This is a genomic window from Nocardioides agri (assembly GCF_013778305.1).
GTDB classification, from domain to species: Bacteria; Actinomycetota; Actinomycetes; order Propionibacteriales; family Nocardioidaceae; genus Nocardioides; species Nocardioides agri.
Genome location: NZ_JACEIC010000001.1, coordinates 530,813 through 546,238, shown reverse-complemented (window position 1 = coordinate 546,238; position 15,426 = coordinate 530,813). Strand labels below are relative to the sequence as shown.

The following is a 15,426-nucleotide window of genomic DNA, read 5'->3' as shown; positions in this document are numbered from 1 at the left end:
GGTAGCCTACCAAGCACTTGCTTGGTTAGGAGAGAGCGTGCCGATCACATCCCAGCTCCGCCCCGACGGCATCCGGGTGGTGACCATGGACGCCCCGCCGGTGAACGCCCTCACCGTGCAAGGCTGGTACGACGTGGCCGCCGCGCTCGACGAGGCAGGAGGCGACCTGGACACCAAGGTCGTCGTGCTGCGCGCCGAGGGGCGTGGCTTCAACGCCGGCGTCGACATCAAGGAGATGCAGCACACCACCGGGTTCACCGCGCTGATCGGGGCCAACAAGGGCTGCTTCGCGGCGTTCAAGGCCGTCTACGAGTGCGCTGTGCCCGTGGTTGCGGCCGTCAACGGCTTCTGCCTCGGCGGCGGGGTCGGCCTGGTGGGCAACGCCGACTGCGTGGTCGCCAGCGACGACGCCTACTTCGGCGTCCCGGAGGTCAACCAGGGCGCGCTGGGGGCGGCGACCCACATGGCCCGGCTGGTGCCGCAGCACATGATGCGCACGCTCTACTTCACCGCCCGGACCATCACGGCCACCGAGCTCGTGCAGTTCGGCAGCGTGCTGGAGGTGGTGCCGCGTGACCGGCTCGACGACGCCGCGCTCCAGGTCGCGGGCGAGATCGCCGCCAAGGACACCCGGGTGATCCGGGCCGCCAAGGAGGCGCTCAACGGGATCGACCCGATCGACGTCAACAAGAGCTACCGGTTCGAGCAGGGCTTCACCTTCGAGCTCAACCTGGAGGGGGTCAGCGACGAGCTGCGCGACGACTTCGCCGGCACCGACAAGGCGAAGGGGAAGCAGTGAGCAAGTCACCACGCGACAAGCGGATGACGATCGACGAGGTCGTCGGCGAGCTGAAGGACGGGATGACGATCGGCATCGGCGGCTGGGGCCCGCGCCGCAAGCCGATGGCCCTGGTCCGCGCGATCCTCCGCTCCGACCTGACGGACCTCACGATCGTCAGCTGGGGCGGCGCAGACGTCGGGCTGCTCGCCCGCGCCGGCAAGATCCGCAAGCTGGTCTTCGCGTTCGTCTCCCTCGACTCGGTGCCGCTGGAGCCCAACTTCCAGAGGGCCCGCCAGGACGGCACGATCCCCGAGCTGGTCGAGCTCGACGAGGGCATGTTCCAGACCGGGCTCCGGGCGGCGGCCCAGCGCCTGCCGTTCCTGCCGATGCGCGCCGGGCTCGGCTCCGACGTGCTGGTCAACCAGCCGTGGATCAGGACCGTCACCAGCCCGTACGACGACGGCGAGGAGCTCGTCGCCGTCCCGGCGCTCCCCCTCGACGTCGCGCTCGTGCACCTCAACCGCGCGGACCAGCACGGCAACGCGACCTACCTCGGGCCCGACCCCTACTTCGACGACCTCTTCTGCATGGCCGCCGACCGCGCCTACGTCAGCTGCGAGCAGGTCGTCGACACCGCCGGCCTGACGGTCGACGTGCCGGTCCAGCGGCTGCTGATCAGCCGGATGATGGTCAGCGGCGTCGTCGAGACCCCGAACGGCGCGCACTTCACGACCTGCACCCCCGACTACGAGCGCGACGAGAAGTTCCAGCGGGCGTACGCCGCCGCGGCGTCCGGCAGCGACGAGGACTGGGCGGCGTTCAGGGGCCGGTTCCTCGAGGGCGACGAGGCGGCGTACCAGTCGGCCGTGCAGGCGTTCGGGGAGGAGCAGGCATGAGCACCCGTGCCGATGTGTGTGCCGTCGCGATCGCCGACGCGTTCAAGGACGACGGCGAGATCTTCGCCAGCCCGATGGGGATGCTGCCGATGCTCGGCGTCCGGCTCGCGAAGCTGACCAGCAACCCCGACCTCGTCATCTCCGACGGGGAGTCGCTCTTCCTCGCGGGCGTGCCGCCGCTCTTCGCGAAGGCGGACGTCGTGGAGGGGTGGATCCCGTTCCGCAGGGTCTTCGACATCGTGGCCCACGGCAAGCGGCACGTGATGATGGGTGCCACCCAGGTCGACCGGTACGGCAACCAGAACATCTCCGCGATCGGCGACTGGGCGCGACCGAGGCGCCAGCTCCTCGGGAGCCGCGGCGCCCCCGGCAACACCGTCAACAACCGCACGTCCTACTGGGTGCCCAAGCACTCCCCTCGCGTCTTCGTCGAGCGCGTCGACATCGTGTCCGGCGTCGGCCCGAGGCGGGCGAAGGAGGCGGGGCCGGCGGCAGCCCGCTACAACGACATCCACCGGATCATCAGCAACCTGGCGGTCCTCGGCCTCGGCCCGGACGACCGGCTGGAGCTGCTGAGCGTCCACCCGGGCATCACCGTCGACGAGGTGCGGGAGGCGACCGGCTTCGAGCTGGCGGCGCCCGCCGACGTGCCCGTCACGCGGGAGCCGACGACGGAGGAGCAGGTCCTGATCGCGGAGGTGCTCGACCCGAAGGGCCTGCGATTCAAGGAGGTGCCCGACCAGTGATCGAGCAGCTCATCAGGACCCGGTTCACCGACCTGACCGGCGTCCGGCACCCGGTCGTGCAGACCGGCATGGGGTGGGTCTCCGGGCCGCGCCTGGTCAGCGGCACCGCGAACGCCGGCGGGCTCGGCATCCTGGCCAGCGCCACGATGACCCTCGCCGAGCTCGAGCAGGCGATCGTCGAGGTGAAGAGCCGCACCGACCAGCCGTTCGGGGTCAACCTGCGCGCCGACGCCGCCGACGCACCGGACCGCTGCCGGCTGCTCATCGACCACGGCGTCAAGGTCGCGTCGTTCGCGCTGGCTCCCAAGCCCGAGCTGATCGCCACGCTCAAGGAGCACGGCATCGTGGTGATGCCGTCGATCGGCGCGGCCAAGCACGCGGTCAAGGTCGCGTCCTGGGGCGCGGACGCCGTCATGGTGCAGGGCGGTGAGGGCGGCGGCCACACCGGCCCGGTGCCGACGACGCTGCTGCTGCCCACCGTCCTGGATGCCGTGGACATCCCGGTCGTCGCCGCGGGCGGGTTCTTCGACGGCCGCGGCCTCGCCGCCGCGCTCTCGTACGGCGCCGCCGGGGTCGGGATGGGCACCCGCTTCCTGCTGACGAGGGACTCGGCGGTCCCGGACGCCGTCAAGCAGCTCTACCTGGAGCGCGGCCTGACCGACACGGTCGTCACCGCGAAGGTCGACGGCATGCCGCACCGGATGCTGCGCACCGACCTGGTCGACGAGCTCGAGGGATCCAGCGCGCTCCGACGGCTCCGACCCACGGTGAGCCGGACCCTGGAGTTCAAGCGGACCAGTGGCATGTCCTGGCTCGGGCTCGCCAAGGACGGCCGGGCCATGAAGAGGGCGCAGGGGCGCACGCTCGGTCAGATGGCGCTGGCCGCCAACACGCCGATGATGCTCAAGGCCGGCCTGGTCGACGGCGACACCTCCGCGGGCGTGCTCGCCAGCGGGCAGGTCGTCGGGGTGATCGACGACCTGCCGACCTGCGAGGAGCTGATCGACCGCGTCGTCACCCGCGCCGCCGACGAGCTGCGCCGCGCCGCGTCGTACGTCGTCTGAGGCTCACTGCTGACCGGGCATCGGCAGCGTCGTCGACGAGGTCGGCCCGACGCCGGTCGTGGCCTCGACCGTGAACGTCACGTCCGCGGCGCCCTCGGGGACCGCCTTCGGGAACGACACCTTGCCGGTCAGCTCCTCCTGGAGGTCGAACGGCACGGTCCCGAGGTTCGTCCCTCCGGCGACGGCCGTGACCGTGCCGGCGCAGCCGGTCGAGCCGGTGCCGCAGCTCAGCTGCAGCGACACCCGGCCGTCGGCGTCCGGCCGGAGCACCGTGGTGGTGACGTTCAGCAGGGACGGGAACTCCACACCCGTCGGCGCGTCGTCCCCCTTCGGGTCGAAGCACCCGTCGAACTCGTAGACCGGGTTGGTGACCTCACGGCCCCGCACGTCGGTGATCGTCTGGAACCCGACGAGCTTGCTCGGACCACCCGCGGTGAAGCATCCGTTGCTGTGCACGTCGAGCTCGAACTTGCCGTAGCCCTCCGGCGGCATCGGGTTGTTGGGATCGGTCCAGCTCATCAGGCAGTTCCAGTTGCTGCCGGGGCCGACGTTCGCCTCCACGGCGCCGCCCTTGTCGCACATCGCCCGCGCGTGCAACGACTCGGGAGTGATGCCCCGGTGGCCGAGCTGTGCCGCCTGCTGGGCGTAGAGGTTGGCGAACTCGATCGGGAGCGCGCGCTCGAGCCGGGCCTCGGTGACCGAGCTGCCACCGCCGGACCCGGCGAGCACGGTCCCGCTGATGGCGAGGACGACCGCGAGGGCCGCGACCGCGCTGATGATGAAACGACGCATGATCAACCTCCGGTGATGTCGCGACGGCGCAGGATGAGGAAGGCCGCCGCGAGGCAGACGACGCTCCAGCCCGCGCTGGTGACGACGCTGTCGAGCAGGGGGCCGGTGAAGCGCGGTTCGGCGAGCAGACCGTGCCAGGCCTCGAACGGCGTGGTGAGCAGGAAGGGCCGCAGCGACTCGATCCCGCCCAGCGCCCCGACGAGCTGCATGACCAGCCCGATCACGACCGGGGCTGCGATCCCGACGGCGACGTTGCGCGACCACACCGAGAAGAGCAGCGCGAGGCAGGTGAAACCGACCATCGGCAGCGCCATCGTCGCCCAGCTCGCGACGACGAGCTCGAGTGCGCGCTGCGCGTGGATCGTCTGCCCCGAGAGCCCGGTCAGCGGCTGGCGCCCCACGATCAGCAGGCTCGCGGTGACCGTGGAGGCCGCCAGGAGTGCCAGCGCGACCAGCGCGAAGGCGACCGAGACGACCGTCTTGGCCCAGAAGAGCGTTGCGCGGCTGGTCGACCGGGTGAGCACGGTCTTCCACGTGCCGTGCTGGTCCTCGCTGGCGAAGATGTTGCCGGCCACGATCGAGGTCAGCAGCGGCAGCACCCACTGCACCGCGAAGCCCAGCACCAGGAGCGCCATGGCGAACCCGTTGTCGAGGGCGAACCGCCCGAAGAGCGTGTCCTTGGGCGGACGCGGCTGGCTGTGCATCACCACGACGACGGCGATCGGGACGAGCACCGCTCCGCCCAGCAGCGCCTTCACGCGCAGCTGGGCGCGCAGCTTGCGGGACTCCCACCGCAGGGCGGACCCCAGCCCCGGCCGCCGCCGAGTGGTCGGTCCCGCCGCCGTGGGTCGGCCGGTGAGGACGTCGGTGGCGCTCATCAGGCTGCCTCCGCTTCCTGCGGATCGGTGTCGGTGAGCATGAAGAAGAGCTGCTCCAACGGGGTGCGGGTCGGGGTGAAGGCGAGCAGCCGGACCTCGGCGCGCACGAGCGCGGAGACGTACGACGAGACCTCGTGCGCGGGACCGGTCACGACCAGACCGGTGCCGGGTCCGTGGACCGCGGCGATGCCCGGGGTCGCGGCGGCGATCTCCAGGGCGCGGTCGTCGGCGGTCGTGCTCAGGGCGTAGCCCGGGTCCGGGGCCATCGCACGCAGCTCCGCGATCGCGCCGTGGAAGGCGACACCTCCCTGGCGCATGATCGTCACGTTGTCGCAGATCTCCTCCACCTCGTCCATGTGGTGGGAGCTCAGCAGCACGGTGAGGCCGCGCGCGGCGAGCCTCCTCACCAGGGCGCGCATGTCCCGGATCCCGGCCGGGTCGAGACCGTTGGCCGGCTCGTCGAGCACGAGCAGCCTGGGCTCCCGGATCAGGCTGGCCGCGACCCCGAGGCGCTGTCGCATGCCGTAGGAGTAGCCGCCCACCGCGTCACCGGCCCGGTCGGTGAGGTCGACGAGCTCAAGGATCTCGTCGACCCGGTCGCGCCGCACGCCGCCGTCGAGGAGTCCGAGGCCCTCGAGGTTTTGCCGTCCCGTGAGGTAGGGGTAGAACGCCGGGCTCTCGATGAAGCCCGCGACCCCGTCCAGGGTGGCGACGCCGTCCGCCGCCCAGCTGCGGTCGAAGATCCGGATCGTGCCCGAGTCCGGCCGGACCAGGCCGAAGAGCATGCGGAGGAAGGTCGTCTTCCCGGCGCCGTTCGGGCCGAGCACTCCGTAGACCTCGCCGGCCTCGACCTTGACGGTGACGTCATCCACCGCGCACAGGGACCCGAAGGTCTTCGTCACGCCGACCGCGTCGACTGCGAGTTCGCTGTCCATGGGACGGACGGTAGGGGGGCGACCATGAAGGGACGATGAAGTCGTCGTCCCTGGTGCATCGTAGGGACCCGGGCCGCGTGAGGAGGGGTGGACGTGCGGGTGCTGGTGGCCGAGGACGATGTGCGTCTCGCCGACCTCCTCGACCAGTCGCTGACCGAGGCCGGCTGGGACGTCGAGGTCGTCCACGACGGTCGCTCGGCCTACCGGCGCTCGCTCCCGGACGGGATGCCCTACGACGTCCTGCTGCTGGACTGGATGCTGCCGGGACTGGACGGTGCCACGGTCTGCCGACGGCTCCGCGAGCTGGGCGTCACCACGCCCGTGCTGATGCTGACGGCACGCGGCGACGTTCGCGACCGGGTCAGCGGTCTCGACGCCGGCGCGGACGACTACCTGGCGAAGCCCTTCGACCTCGACGAGCTGCTCGCCCGGCTGCGCGCCCTGCACCGCCGCTCGACGTACGCGGATCTCGACGTCGTCGAGGTCGGTGACCTGGTGGTGGACGCGGGCGCGCGGCGGGTCCGGCGCGGCGAGACCGAGATCGAGCTGTCCGCGCGGGAGTTCGACATCCTCCACCTGCTCGCCGCCAACGCCGGCCGGGTCGTCTCTCGCTACACGATCCTCGACGAGGTCTGGGACGGCGAGACCGACCTGCGCAGCAACGTCATCGACGTCTACCTGGCCTCGATCCGCGGCAAGATCGACAAGCCCTTCGGGACCACCACGATCACTACCGTGCGCGGGGCCGGCTACCGCCTCGAGCCCGGACCTGGCCGATGACCGGCGTCCGCCGCCGCGTCAGCCACCTGCCGTTGCGCGTGCGACTGGTTGCCGGGTTCTCCGCCGCGATGCTCGTCCTGCTCGTCGCAGCCGGGGCCTTCGTCTACTGGCGGGTCGAGTACGCCCTCGACCGCGGGCTCGACACCGAGCTCGAGCAGGCGACCTCCGTCATCACGCCGCTGGTCGGGCCCGACGGCACGGTGTCGACGCCGGAGTCCGCCGACGCCACCGGCACGGGCTGGCAGGTGCTCTCCGAGCAGGGCGAGGTGCTCGACGCCGGGGGGCCGGCGCCCCAGCACCCGCTGGTGTCGACGGCGCAGCTGGCGCAGGTGGGCGACGACGCGCACACCGTCGACGTCGGCACGCTCCTGCCCGCCGCCGACCAGCCCTACCGGGTGCGGATCACGCCGCTGAGCACCCCGGCGGGCTACCTGCTCGTCGGGGTGCGCCGGGACCACCGCGACGAGGCGCTGCGCGAGCTGCTGCTCCAGCTCAGCCTGGCCGGTTTGGGCGCGCTGGTCGCGGCGTCGGTGGTCGGCGACCTGCTCGCGCGGGCGGCGCTCAGGCCGGTGGAGCGCTACCGGCGGCGCGCGGCCGAGATCGCGGCCGGCGCCGCCGACCTGCGCCTCGACGTCCCGGCCGGGCGCGACGACGAGGTCACCCGCCTCGGGCACACGCTCAACGACATGCTGGCCGCGCTCGAGGAGGCGCTGGACCGGGAACGCCGGTTCGTCGACGACGCGAGCCACGAGCTGCGCACTCCCCTGACACTGCTGAAGTCCCGCATCCAGTTGGCCCGGCGGCGGCACCGCACCGTCGCGGAGCACGAGCGGATCCTCGACGAGCTGGCGCTCGACGTCGCCCGCCTCGTCGACCTCAGCGAGCAGCTGCTCGCCGTGGACCGGCAGGAGCCGGGCTCGGACGGCGCGTGCGACGCCGGCGACGTCGTGCGGGCCGCCGCCGCGCGGTGGCGCGCCGCCGCGCCCTCGCGGTCGCACGAGCTGACCCTGGAGCTGCCGACCGGGTCCGTCCCCGCGCGGATCGGGGCGCCCGCGCTGGACCGCGTCGTCGTGAACCTGGTCGGCAACGCGCTCACCCACGGCGCTGCGCCGGTCGAGGTCAGGGTGCTGTCGAGCAGCGGGCACGCCGTGGTCACGGTCGCCGACTCCGGGGCCGGCATGCCGCCGGAGCTGCTCGACCAGGCGACCCGGCGCTTCAGCCGGGCGGTCGAGGCCCGCTCCCGGCCGGGGGCGGGGCTGGGGCTCGCGATCGTCGAGAGGCTCGTCGTCGCGGCTGGCGGGGAGCTGCGCCTGTGTTACGGCGACCACCACCGCTCGATCGGCACCGCCACGCACGTCCCCTGCTCACACGACGCGAGGATGACCGTCACCGTGATCCTGCCGGCAGCGGGCCTCTAGCCGAGGTCCGCAGCACGACCGCCAGCAGCACGAACGCCGCCACCTGCAGCGCCGCGATGCCGGCCGCCAGCGCGGCCACGTGGTGCACGACCAGCGCACCCGCGAGCGCGCCGCCGAGCAGCGCCCCGACCCCTTGCACCGCCGCGAGGACGCCGTACGCCGTGGCGCGCCGCCGCCCGGGCACGAGGTCGGCGACGTAGGCCTTGACCGTCGAGTCCTGCACGCCCGCAGCAGCGCCCCAGAGCGCGATGCCGACCAGCACGACCGCGAGCTCATCGGCGTAGACCAGGAGCGGCACGACCGCCACCAGCGCCGGGACGGCGAGCAGGACCCGCGCGCCGACGCGGTCGAAGAGGTCACCGGACGCCAGCGCCGCCAGCGCGCCGCATGCCATCGCGACGGCGTAGACGACCGGGGCGGCGGCGATCGGCACCAGCCCCCTGTCGACGAACCGGAAGGAGATGACGCCGAAGGTCATCAGGCCCGCGGTGGTCAGGGCGACCGCCAGCGAGAAGAGGTGGAACGACCTGGGGAGGTCGGTGCCGAGCGCCGCGAGCCCGCGCTGCGGGTGGGGGTGCGACACGCCGCCGTCGTCGGGCTCCGGTGCGGCCACCGAGGGGACGCGCCGGCGCAGCTGCGCCAGCAGGAGCAACGACACCGCCCCCGGCACAGCGAGCACCAGGAAGCCGGTCCACAGCTCGCCGGTGGCGGCCGCCGCACCGGCGACGACCAGCGGTCCGACGAACGCGCCGACCTGGTCGAGCGCCTGGTGGACCGCGAAGCCGCGGCCACGGCCGGTGTGGGTGGCCATCCGGGCCAGCAGCGCGGACTTCGACGGGCTCCGGATCGCCTTGCCGGTGCGCTCGAGCAGGATCAGCACGGACGCCACCGCGACCCCGGCGGCGCCGACGAACGGCGCGATCGCGAGCAGCGGGACGCACACCGCCGTCATCGCGTAGCCGGTCACCGTGAGCCGCCAGTGCTGCTGGCTGCGGTCGGCCCACGCGCCGGTGACCAGCCGGAGCACCAGGGCGGTCGCCTCGCCGGCGCCCGTCACGACGCCGACCGTCAGCGCGGAGGCCCCGAGCGAGCCGAGGAACGGACCGGCGACCGAGCGCATGCCTTCGTAGACCATGTCGGCCGCCAGGCTGACCAGGCCGAACGCGACCACGGCACGCCACGGCGACCACTGCGATCGATCCTCCAGTGCTGCCGGCACCCGGTCACGCTACGCGGCCGGGAGCGCGACCCGCTCCGTCACGAGAGCAGCTCCTGCGCCTTGGTCCTCAGGCCCTCCTTGATCACGCCCCAGCGGCTGGCGTCGCCCTTGATCAGCGCCTTGGCCATGTCGGTCATCTGCTCGAGCGTGGCGTGCGGCGGGATCGGTGGGACGTCGGGGTCGCAGCGCACGTCGATCAGGTACGGCCGGTCAGCGGTGAGGGCGGTGCGCCACGCGTCCGCGAGCTCGTCGGGCGCGGTCACCGTGAGCGCGTCGATCCCGGCGAGGCGCGCGGCGTCGGCGTACGAGATGTCCGGCAGCGCCTGCGACTCGATGAACGTCGGCGTCCCGCCCATCGCGCGCAGCTCCCACGTGACCTGGTTGAGGTCGTTGTTGTGCAGCACCGCGACGACCAGCCGGGGGTCCTCCCACTCCCGCCAGTAGCGCGCGATCGTGAGCATCTCGGCCATGCCGTTCATCTGCATGGCGCCGTCGCCCTCGAAGGCGACCACCGGGCGGTCGGGGCACGCGAACTTCGCGCCGATCGCGTACGGCACGGCGGCCCCCATCGTGGCGAGCGTGCCGGAGAGCGTGCCGCGCATCCGCCCGCGCATCCGGACGTGCCGGGCATACCAGTCGGCCGACGATCCGCTGTCGGCGGTGACGATCGCGTCCTCCGGCGCCACCTCCGAGAACTCGTGGAAGATCCGCATCGGGTTGACCGGGTCGGCCTCGACCTGCGCCTCGGCCGCCATGACCTCCCACCAGTCCGCGACCTTGCCGCAGACCTCCTCGTGCCACGAGCGGTCCTCCTTGCGCTCCAGCAGCGGCACCAGCGCGCGCAGCGTGGTCGCCGCGTCGCCGACGAGGTTGACCTCGTAGGGATAGCGCATCCCGATCATCGCGCCGTCGAGGTCGATCTGCACCGCGCGCGCCTGGTCGAGCTCGGGCAGGAACTGCGAGTACGGGAAGCTCGAACCGATCGTGAGCAGGGTGTCGCAGTCGCGCATCATCTCGTAGCTGGGCCGGGTCCCGAGCAGCCCGATCGACCCGGTGACCCACGGCAGCTCGTCGCTGAGCACGTCCTTGCCCAGCAGCGCCTTGGCGACGCCGGCACCGAGGAGCTCCGCGACCTCGGCGACCTCGGCGCCGGCCCCGCGGGCGCCCTGCCCGACGAGCATCGCGACCCTGCTGCCGGCGTTGAGGATCTCGGCCGCGCGGCGTACGCCGTCGTCGTCGGCCGCCACCTCCGGCCAGCTGATGCCGAGGCTCGAGGGCACCATCTTGAACTCGTGCCCGGGTGCGGCGTACTCCAGCTCCTGCACGTCGTTCGGGACGATGAGCGCGGTGGGCGCCCGACGGCTCATCGCGATCCGGAACGCGCGGTCGACGAGGTTCGGCAGCTGCTGGGGGACGGTGACCATCTGCACGTAGTCGCTGGCGACGTCCTTGAAGAGACTGAGGAGGTCGACCTCCTGCTGGTAGCTGCCACCCAGCGCGGAGCGGTTGGTCTGCCCGACGATCGCCACCACGGGCACGTGGTCGAGCTTGGCGTCGTAGAGGCCGTTGAGCAGGTGGATCGCGCCGGGACCGGACGTCGCCAGGCACACGCCGGGCCGGCCGCTGAGCTTGGCGTAGCCGACCGCCTGCAGCGCGCTCATCTCCTCGTGCCGCGACTGGAGGAAGCGCGGCTGGTCGTCAGCACGCGAGAACGCACCGAGGATGCCGTTGATCCCGTCGCCGGGGTAGCCGAAGACGTGCTCGACACCCCACTCGCGGAGCCGGGCGAGCAGCTGGTCGGCCACGGTGGTCGTCATGTCGAGGGCGGTATCCGGGCCCGGGCGCCGGCATGCTCGGTCGAGTTACGCTGCCCGGGTGCTGACCAACCGTTCGGCGCCACCGGCGACGGTGACCCCGGTGCTCGCCTATCCCGACGTCCGCAGCGCTGTCGCGTGGCTGCACGAGGCCTTCGGCTTCGAGGAGCGGGTGCGCATCGGCGACACACACCGCGCCCAGCTGCGGGTCGGAGACGACGGCTGCGTCGTCGTGGCCGACCACGGAGCGACCGGCTGCCTCACGAAGGTCCGGGTCCCCGACGTCGACGCGGCGTTCCAGCGGGCCCGCGACGCCGGCGCCGAGGTCGTCGAGAACCTCACCACCTGGGAGTACGGCGAGCGGTCCGGCACGGTCGCCGACCCCACCGGTCACTACTGGGAGCTGACCCAGACCGTGCGCGACGTCGCGCCCGAGGAGTGGGGCGGCACCGCGATCGGCCGCTGGTAGTCGACGGCGCGGCCCAGCACCCGGTAGCCGAGCAGCTCGTTGACCGCGATCATGTGGTCGTTGGTCTCGGCGTTCCAGGTGTCGATCTCGCGCACCTGCGGCTCGGCCGCGGCGAGCCAGCGCAGCACCTCGAGCTTGAGGAGCAGGCCGAGGCGGTGGCCCCGGTGCTCGGCGAGCACGGAGGTGTCGTGCTGCTCGACGAGGTGCGGGCGCTCGCCGTCGACGACGACGACGCTCTGGCCGGCGAGCGCGCCGCTGCGTCGGTGCCGGGCGACGACCCGGTACATCAGTCCGCCACGGGCGGCCCAGGCCTGCTCGTAGGCGGCGATCCGCTCCGGCGTGAAGACCTCGTCCTCGACGTCGAGGTCGTCGGTCGGCGCGTCGTTGATGGCGCCGGTGAGCTCGGCGAGCGCGGCCAGGTCGGCGTCCGGTGTCGTCCGCGGCCAGCGGACCAGCTCGTAGTCCTCCGTCGGGTCGACCATGAGGCCGGGCACCCCGTCGACGTCGAGGCGCCGCTGCACCTCGACGGAGCCTTGCGCGAACCCGTGCCGGGCCGCGAAGTCCGCCGGCGCGGCCGCGTCCCACCCGGTCATGCCCACCGACGTCCTGCCCTCGGTGCGCGCCCGGGCGACCAGGGCGTCCAGCAGCGCGCTGCCGTGGCCCTGCCGACGGTGCGGCGGGGCGATCTCGACCTCGAGCCAGGCGAGGTGGAGGTTGTCGTAGCTCGAGACCTCGTAGCGTCCGGCGCCGACGTCCACGCCACCCGCGGTGGCCAGGAAGCCCAGGGCCGGCTCTCCGTCCCAGCCGTGCGCCAGCTCCCCGACGCACTCGTGCTCGGTGAGCGGGTGGAGCCACGGCGAGTCCGCCTCGCGGACCGCGTTGGTCACGGCCACGAGTCGGCGTACGCCGTCGGCGTCGTCCGGCGCGATCTGCCTGATCTCCACGACATCGAGGATGACCCGGGACGCGCCCCGGCGCATCCGGGTTTCCGCGCGCCGTGCTCACGACACCCCGCGGTCGGGTGCCGAGTCGCACCCGGCGACAATGGACGGGTGAGCGAGCCCACCCCCAAGAAGCGCCCTCGCCACCTGATGGATCCCGACAACCTGCGTCGGGAGACCATCCGGGACAGCGGGTCCGGACCGATGCACCTCGAGCCCGTGCAGAAGTGGGTGCTGTCGGTGCTCGCTGCCGTCACGATCGCCCACCTCGCCGTCGGCCTGGTCATCGCCGCGCTGTACGTCGACCAGAGCCGGACCGACGCGGTCGTGGGCCTCAACATCATCTCGGCGGCGTTCGGGCTCATCGCGGTCGCCGTGTTCCGGGCCATCCACCAGAAGCCGATCCTCACGCCCTGGCTCGCCCTCGGCCTGGTGCCCGGCATCGTCGGCTTGTGGCTCTGCCTAGGCTGAAACGCATGAGCGACGAGACCACGCAGCAGAAGGCGTCCACCCTGCTCCGCCTGCACCAGGCGCCCGAGCTGTTGACCGTCGTCAACGTCTGGGACGTCATCAGCGCCCGGGTCGTGGCCGCGGTCGACGGCACGGCGGCCCTCGCGACCGCGAGCCACTCGATCGCCGCCACCCTCGGCTACGAGGACGGCGAGCACATCCCGGTCGACCTCATGCTCGACATGGTCGGACGGATCGTCGCCGCAACCGACCTCCCGGTCTCCGCGGACCTCGAGGGCGGGTACGGCGACCCTGCCGAGACCGTCCGTCGCGCGATCGGCCTGGGCGTCGTGGGCGCGAACATCGAGGACCAGATGCGCCCGCTCGCCGAGGCGGCCGCCAACGTCGAGAAGATCATGAAGATCGCCGAGGAGGAGGGCGTCGACTTCGTCCTCAACGCCCGCACCGACGCCTTCGTCCGCGGTCGCGACCGCGACCAGGGCGAGGTGCTCGCCGATGCCGTCGAGCGCGGCAAGGCGTTCCTCGACGCCGGCGCCCCGGTGGTCTTCGTCCCCGGGCGGCTCTCCGAGGAGCAGGTCGTCACCCTCGTCGACGCCTTCGGCCCGCAGCGCCTGACCATGATCGGCATCCCGGGAGTGCCGCCGCTGGCGCGCCTGGAGGAGCTCGGGGTCGCCCGGGTCTCCTACGGCCCGATGTCGCAGAACGTCGCCCTCACCGCGCTCCAGGAGCTCGCCGAGGACGTGCACCGCGGCGGCGGGGTGCCGTCGACGATGCGGATGCTCAACTGACCCGCTGCTCGAGCACGGCGAGGTCGCGCTCGGCGAAGAGCCGGTGCAGGTACTCCTCGTTGAGCACGATCAAGAGGCACCGGCGCACCGGGAAGCTCTCCGGCGGCGGCCAGCCCGGCGCGTCGACCGGCTCCGTCCGGGACTCGAGGACCTGCTCGGTCAGGTCGTCGAGGTAGGCGCGCACGGTCGCCATCCGGTCTCGCCGGACCTCCAGCACCTCGTCGAGCGAGGGCCGCGCCTCACGCTCGCCGTGCCAGCCGGGGATGTCGGGCGCACCCTCCCAGGGCAGCCCGAGCCGGTGCCACGGCGTCGGCTGGCCGAGGATCGCGCGGGTCACCCACGAGTCGGTGGCGAACGTGAGGTGCCGCAGGGTCTGGATGAAGGACCACTCCCCCTCGACCGACTCGTCGAGCAGCGCGGCCGGCAGCACGCGGGCGCGAGCGACGGTCTCCGCCCACCGCCGCTCGACGATGTCCCACGCCTCGCGGAACCCGGCCGGGTCGGTGGGGCGCATCTTCGGGCGCTCGGGGTCGCGGCGATCGAGCTCCGCCTCGACGTAGGGCACGACGTCGACGCCGTTGATCACGACGTCCTTGATCGCGCCGTCGATGCGGACGTGGGCCAGCTCGACGCCGATCATCACCACGTCGTGCAGCAGCACGTCGCGGAACCGGGAGCCGCTGAGATCGACGTCGGTGAACTCCTGCGCCATGTCGCGACCCTAGACGCTGACTCGACTAGCGCGGCCGCCGCAGCACCAAGGCGGGGTCGATGGTGCGCAGCGTGTCAGGCTCGAAGCCGTTCGTCGCGCCCCAGAGCACAGCCTGCGAGCGACGCTGCGCCCCGATCTTGCGGTAGGCCGAGCGGATGTAGGTCTTCACGGAGTTGATGCTGAGGAAGGCGCGGTCGGCGATCTCCTGGTTGCTCAGCCCCTGGGTGATCAGCGCGATGATCTCGGCTTCACGCGGGGACAGACCGGCGGCTCGCCCCGGCCAGTCACCGGACCCCTCCACGCTCGACTCGTTGCTGCCCGGCAGGATCACGACCTCGCCCGCGACAACGCGCTTGAGCGCCTCGACGACCTGGGGACCGGAGAGCACTTTCGAGAGGTAGCCACGGGCACCGCCCGCGATCGCCTGCACGATCATGTCCGGCTGGATGTTCCAGGAGTAGACGACGACCTTCGCCCCACTGTTCCGGACGAAGTCCTCGAGGTCGAGACCGCTGCCCTGGACCTGGCCGAAGGTGTCGTAGAGGACAATGTCGACATCGCTCAGCACCTGCTGTGACGCGCCCGTCTCGACGACGTCGATGTTCTCGTCGGCGAGGAAGGCGGCGACTCCCGCCACCACGACGGCGTAGTCATCGACGATGGCCAGGCGCAGCCGACTTTGAATCACCTCTCCACACTAGTGCGGCCCGATTGAGGTTCGG

17 protein-coding genes are annotated in these 15,426 nt (G+C 72.3%); 9 read left to right on the top strand and 8 right to left on the bottom strand.

From position 1 onward, the window contains the following. Positions 1-37: 37 nt before the first annotated feature. The 4 genes from HZF07_RS02800 to HZF07_RS02785 are packed head-to-tail and all read left to right on the top strand — an operon-like array spanning position 38 to position 3,487. The gene (locus tag HZF07_RS02800) at positions 38-799 is read left to right on the top strand and encodes an enoyl-CoA hydratase family protein (protein WP_181644691.1); all 762 of its coding nucleotides are present in this window, start codon (positions 38-40) and stop codon (positions 797-799) included. After that, a complete protein-coding gene (locus tag HZF07_RS02795) occupies positions 796-1,677 on the top strand; it encodes a CoA transferase subunit A (protein ID WP_309504324.1) in 882 nt (293 codons plus the stop codon). The genes HZF07_RS02800 and HZF07_RS02795 overlap by 4 nt, the downstream gene beginning before the upstream one ends. Next, positions 1,674-2,423 carry a CoA-transferase subunit beta gene (locus HZF07_RS02790; RefSeq protein WP_157346816.1) on the top strand — a complete coding sequence of 250 codons (750 nt, stop codon included), beginning with the start codon at positions 1,674-1,676 and terminating at the stop codon, positions 2,421-2,423. Before HZF07_RS02795 ends, HZF07_RS02790 begins: the two co-directional genes overlap by 4 nt. Next, the gene (locus tag HZF07_RS02785; RefSeq protein ID WP_181644690.1) at positions 2,420-3,487 is read left to right on the top strand and encodes an NAD(P)H-dependent flavin oxidoreductase; all 1,068 of its coding nucleotides are present in this window, start codon (positions 2,420-2,422) and stop codon (positions 3,485-3,487) included. Before HZF07_RS02790 ends, HZF07_RS02785 begins: the two co-directional genes overlap by 4 nt. A 3-nt stretch (positions 3,488-3,490) precedes the next feature. Here HZF07_RS02785 and HZF07_RS02780 read toward each other — a convergent pair whose 3' ends face one another. The 3 genes from HZF07_RS02780 to HZF07_RS02770 are packed head-to-tail and all read right to left on the bottom strand — an operon-like array spanning position 3,491 to position 6,092. Continuing rightward, positions 3,491-4,279, bottom strand: a complete 789-nt coding sequence (locus HZF07_RS02780; protein ID WP_157346814.1) for a hypothetical protein — start codon at positions 4,277-4,279, stop codon at positions 3,491-3,493. 2 nt (positions 4,280-4,281) lie between these two features. Continuing rightward, positions 4,282-5,157 (bottom strand): ABC transporter permease, encoded by an 876-nt coding sequence (locus HZF07_RS02775; protein ID WP_157346812.1) that lies wholly within the window; start codon positions 5,155-5,157, stop codon positions 4,282-4,284. After that, positions 5,157-6,092 (bottom strand): ABC transporter ATP-binding protein, encoded by a 936-nt coding sequence (locus HZF07_RS02770; protein WP_157346810.1) that lies wholly within the window; start codon positions 6,090-6,092, stop codon positions 5,157-5,159. Before HZF07_RS02770 ends, HZF07_RS02775 begins: the two co-directional genes overlap by 1 nt. A 93-nt stretch (positions 6,093-6,185) precedes the next feature. Here HZF07_RS02770 and HZF07_RS02765 point away from each other — a divergent pair, with 93 nt between their 5' ends. Beyond that, positions 6,186-6,872 (top strand): response regulator transcription factor, encoded by a 687-nt coding sequence (locus HZF07_RS02765; RefSeq protein ID WP_181644689.1) that lies wholly within the window; start codon positions 6,186-6,188, stop codon positions 6,870-6,872. Next, on the top strand, positions 6,869-8,290 hold the full coding sequence (locus HZF07_RS02760) for a sensor histidine kinase (RefSeq protein WP_157346807.1): 1,422 nt from the start codon (positions 6,869-6,871) through the stop codon (positions 8,288-8,290). The genes HZF07_RS02765 and HZF07_RS02760 overlap by 4 nt, the downstream gene beginning before the upstream one ends. Here HZF07_RS02760 and HZF07_RS02755 read toward each other — a convergent pair. Continuing rightward, positions 8,259-9,509 carry an MFS transporter gene (locus HZF07_RS02755; RefSeq protein WP_309504321.1) on the bottom strand — a complete coding sequence of 417 codons (1,251 nt, stop codon included), beginning with the start codon at positions 9,507-9,509 and terminating at the stop codon, positions 8,259-8,261. The two genes, HZF07_RS02760 and HZF07_RS02755, sit on opposite strands and share 32 nt — an antisense overlap. A 38-nt stretch (positions 9,510-9,547) precedes the next feature. Then, positions 9,548-11,326: a thiamine pyrophosphate-requiring protein gene (locus tag HZF07_RS02750; protein WP_157346805.1), complete on the bottom strand. Its 1,779-nt coding sequence runs from the start codon at positions 11,324-11,326 to the stop codon at positions 9,548-9,550. 58 nt (positions 11,327-11,384) lie between these two features. On the opposite strand from HZF07_RS02750, the gene HZF07_RS02745 reads away from it, so the two are divergent. Continuing rightward, complete coding sequence (locus tag HZF07_RS02745) at positions 11,385-11,792, top strand: VOC family protein (RefSeq protein WP_181644688.1); 408 nt, start codon at positions 11,385-11,387, stop codon at positions 11,790-11,792. On the opposite strand, the gene HZF07_RS02740 is transcribed toward HZF07_RS02745, so the two are convergent. After that, a complete protein-coding gene (locus tag HZF07_RS02740; protein ID WP_157346801.1) occupies positions 11,717-12,736 on the bottom strand; it encodes a GNAT family N-acetyltransferase in 1,020 nt (339 codons plus the stop codon). The two genes, HZF07_RS02745 and HZF07_RS02740, sit on opposite strands and share 76 nt — an antisense overlap. 108 nt (positions 12,737-12,844) lie before the next feature. Here HZF07_RS02740 and HZF07_RS02735 point away from each other — a divergent pair, with 108 nt between their 5' ends. After that, positions 12,845-13,204: a hypothetical protein gene (locus tag HZF07_RS02735; protein ID WP_309504319.1), complete on the top strand. Its 360-nt coding sequence runs from the start codon at positions 12,845-12,847 to the stop codon at positions 13,202-13,204. A 5-nt stretch (positions 13,205-13,209) separates the two neighbouring features. Next, positions 13,210-13,992 (top strand): isocitrate lyase/PEP mutase family protein, encoded by a 783-nt coding sequence (locus HZF07_RS02730; RefSeq protein ID WP_157346799.1) that lies wholly within the window; start codon positions 13,210-13,212, stop codon positions 13,990-13,992. Here HZF07_RS02730 and HZF07_RS02725 read toward each other — a convergent pair. Together HZF07_RS02725 and HZF07_RS02720 are read right to left on the bottom strand one after the other, a co-directional pair. Then, entirely contained in the window at positions 13,985-14,704 is a 720-nt protein-coding gene (locus HZF07_RS02725) for a DinB family protein (RefSeq protein ID WP_157346797.1), read from the bottom strand. The genes HZF07_RS02730 and HZF07_RS02725 overlap by 8 nt on opposite strands. Positions 14,705-14,729: 25 nt before the next feature. After that, positions 14,730-15,392: a response regulator transcription factor gene (locus HZF07_RS02720; RefSeq protein ID WP_181644687.1), complete on the bottom strand. Its 663-nt coding sequence runs from the start codon at positions 15,390-15,392 to the stop codon at positions 14,730-14,732. Positions 15,393-15,426: the final 34 nt, after the last annotated feature.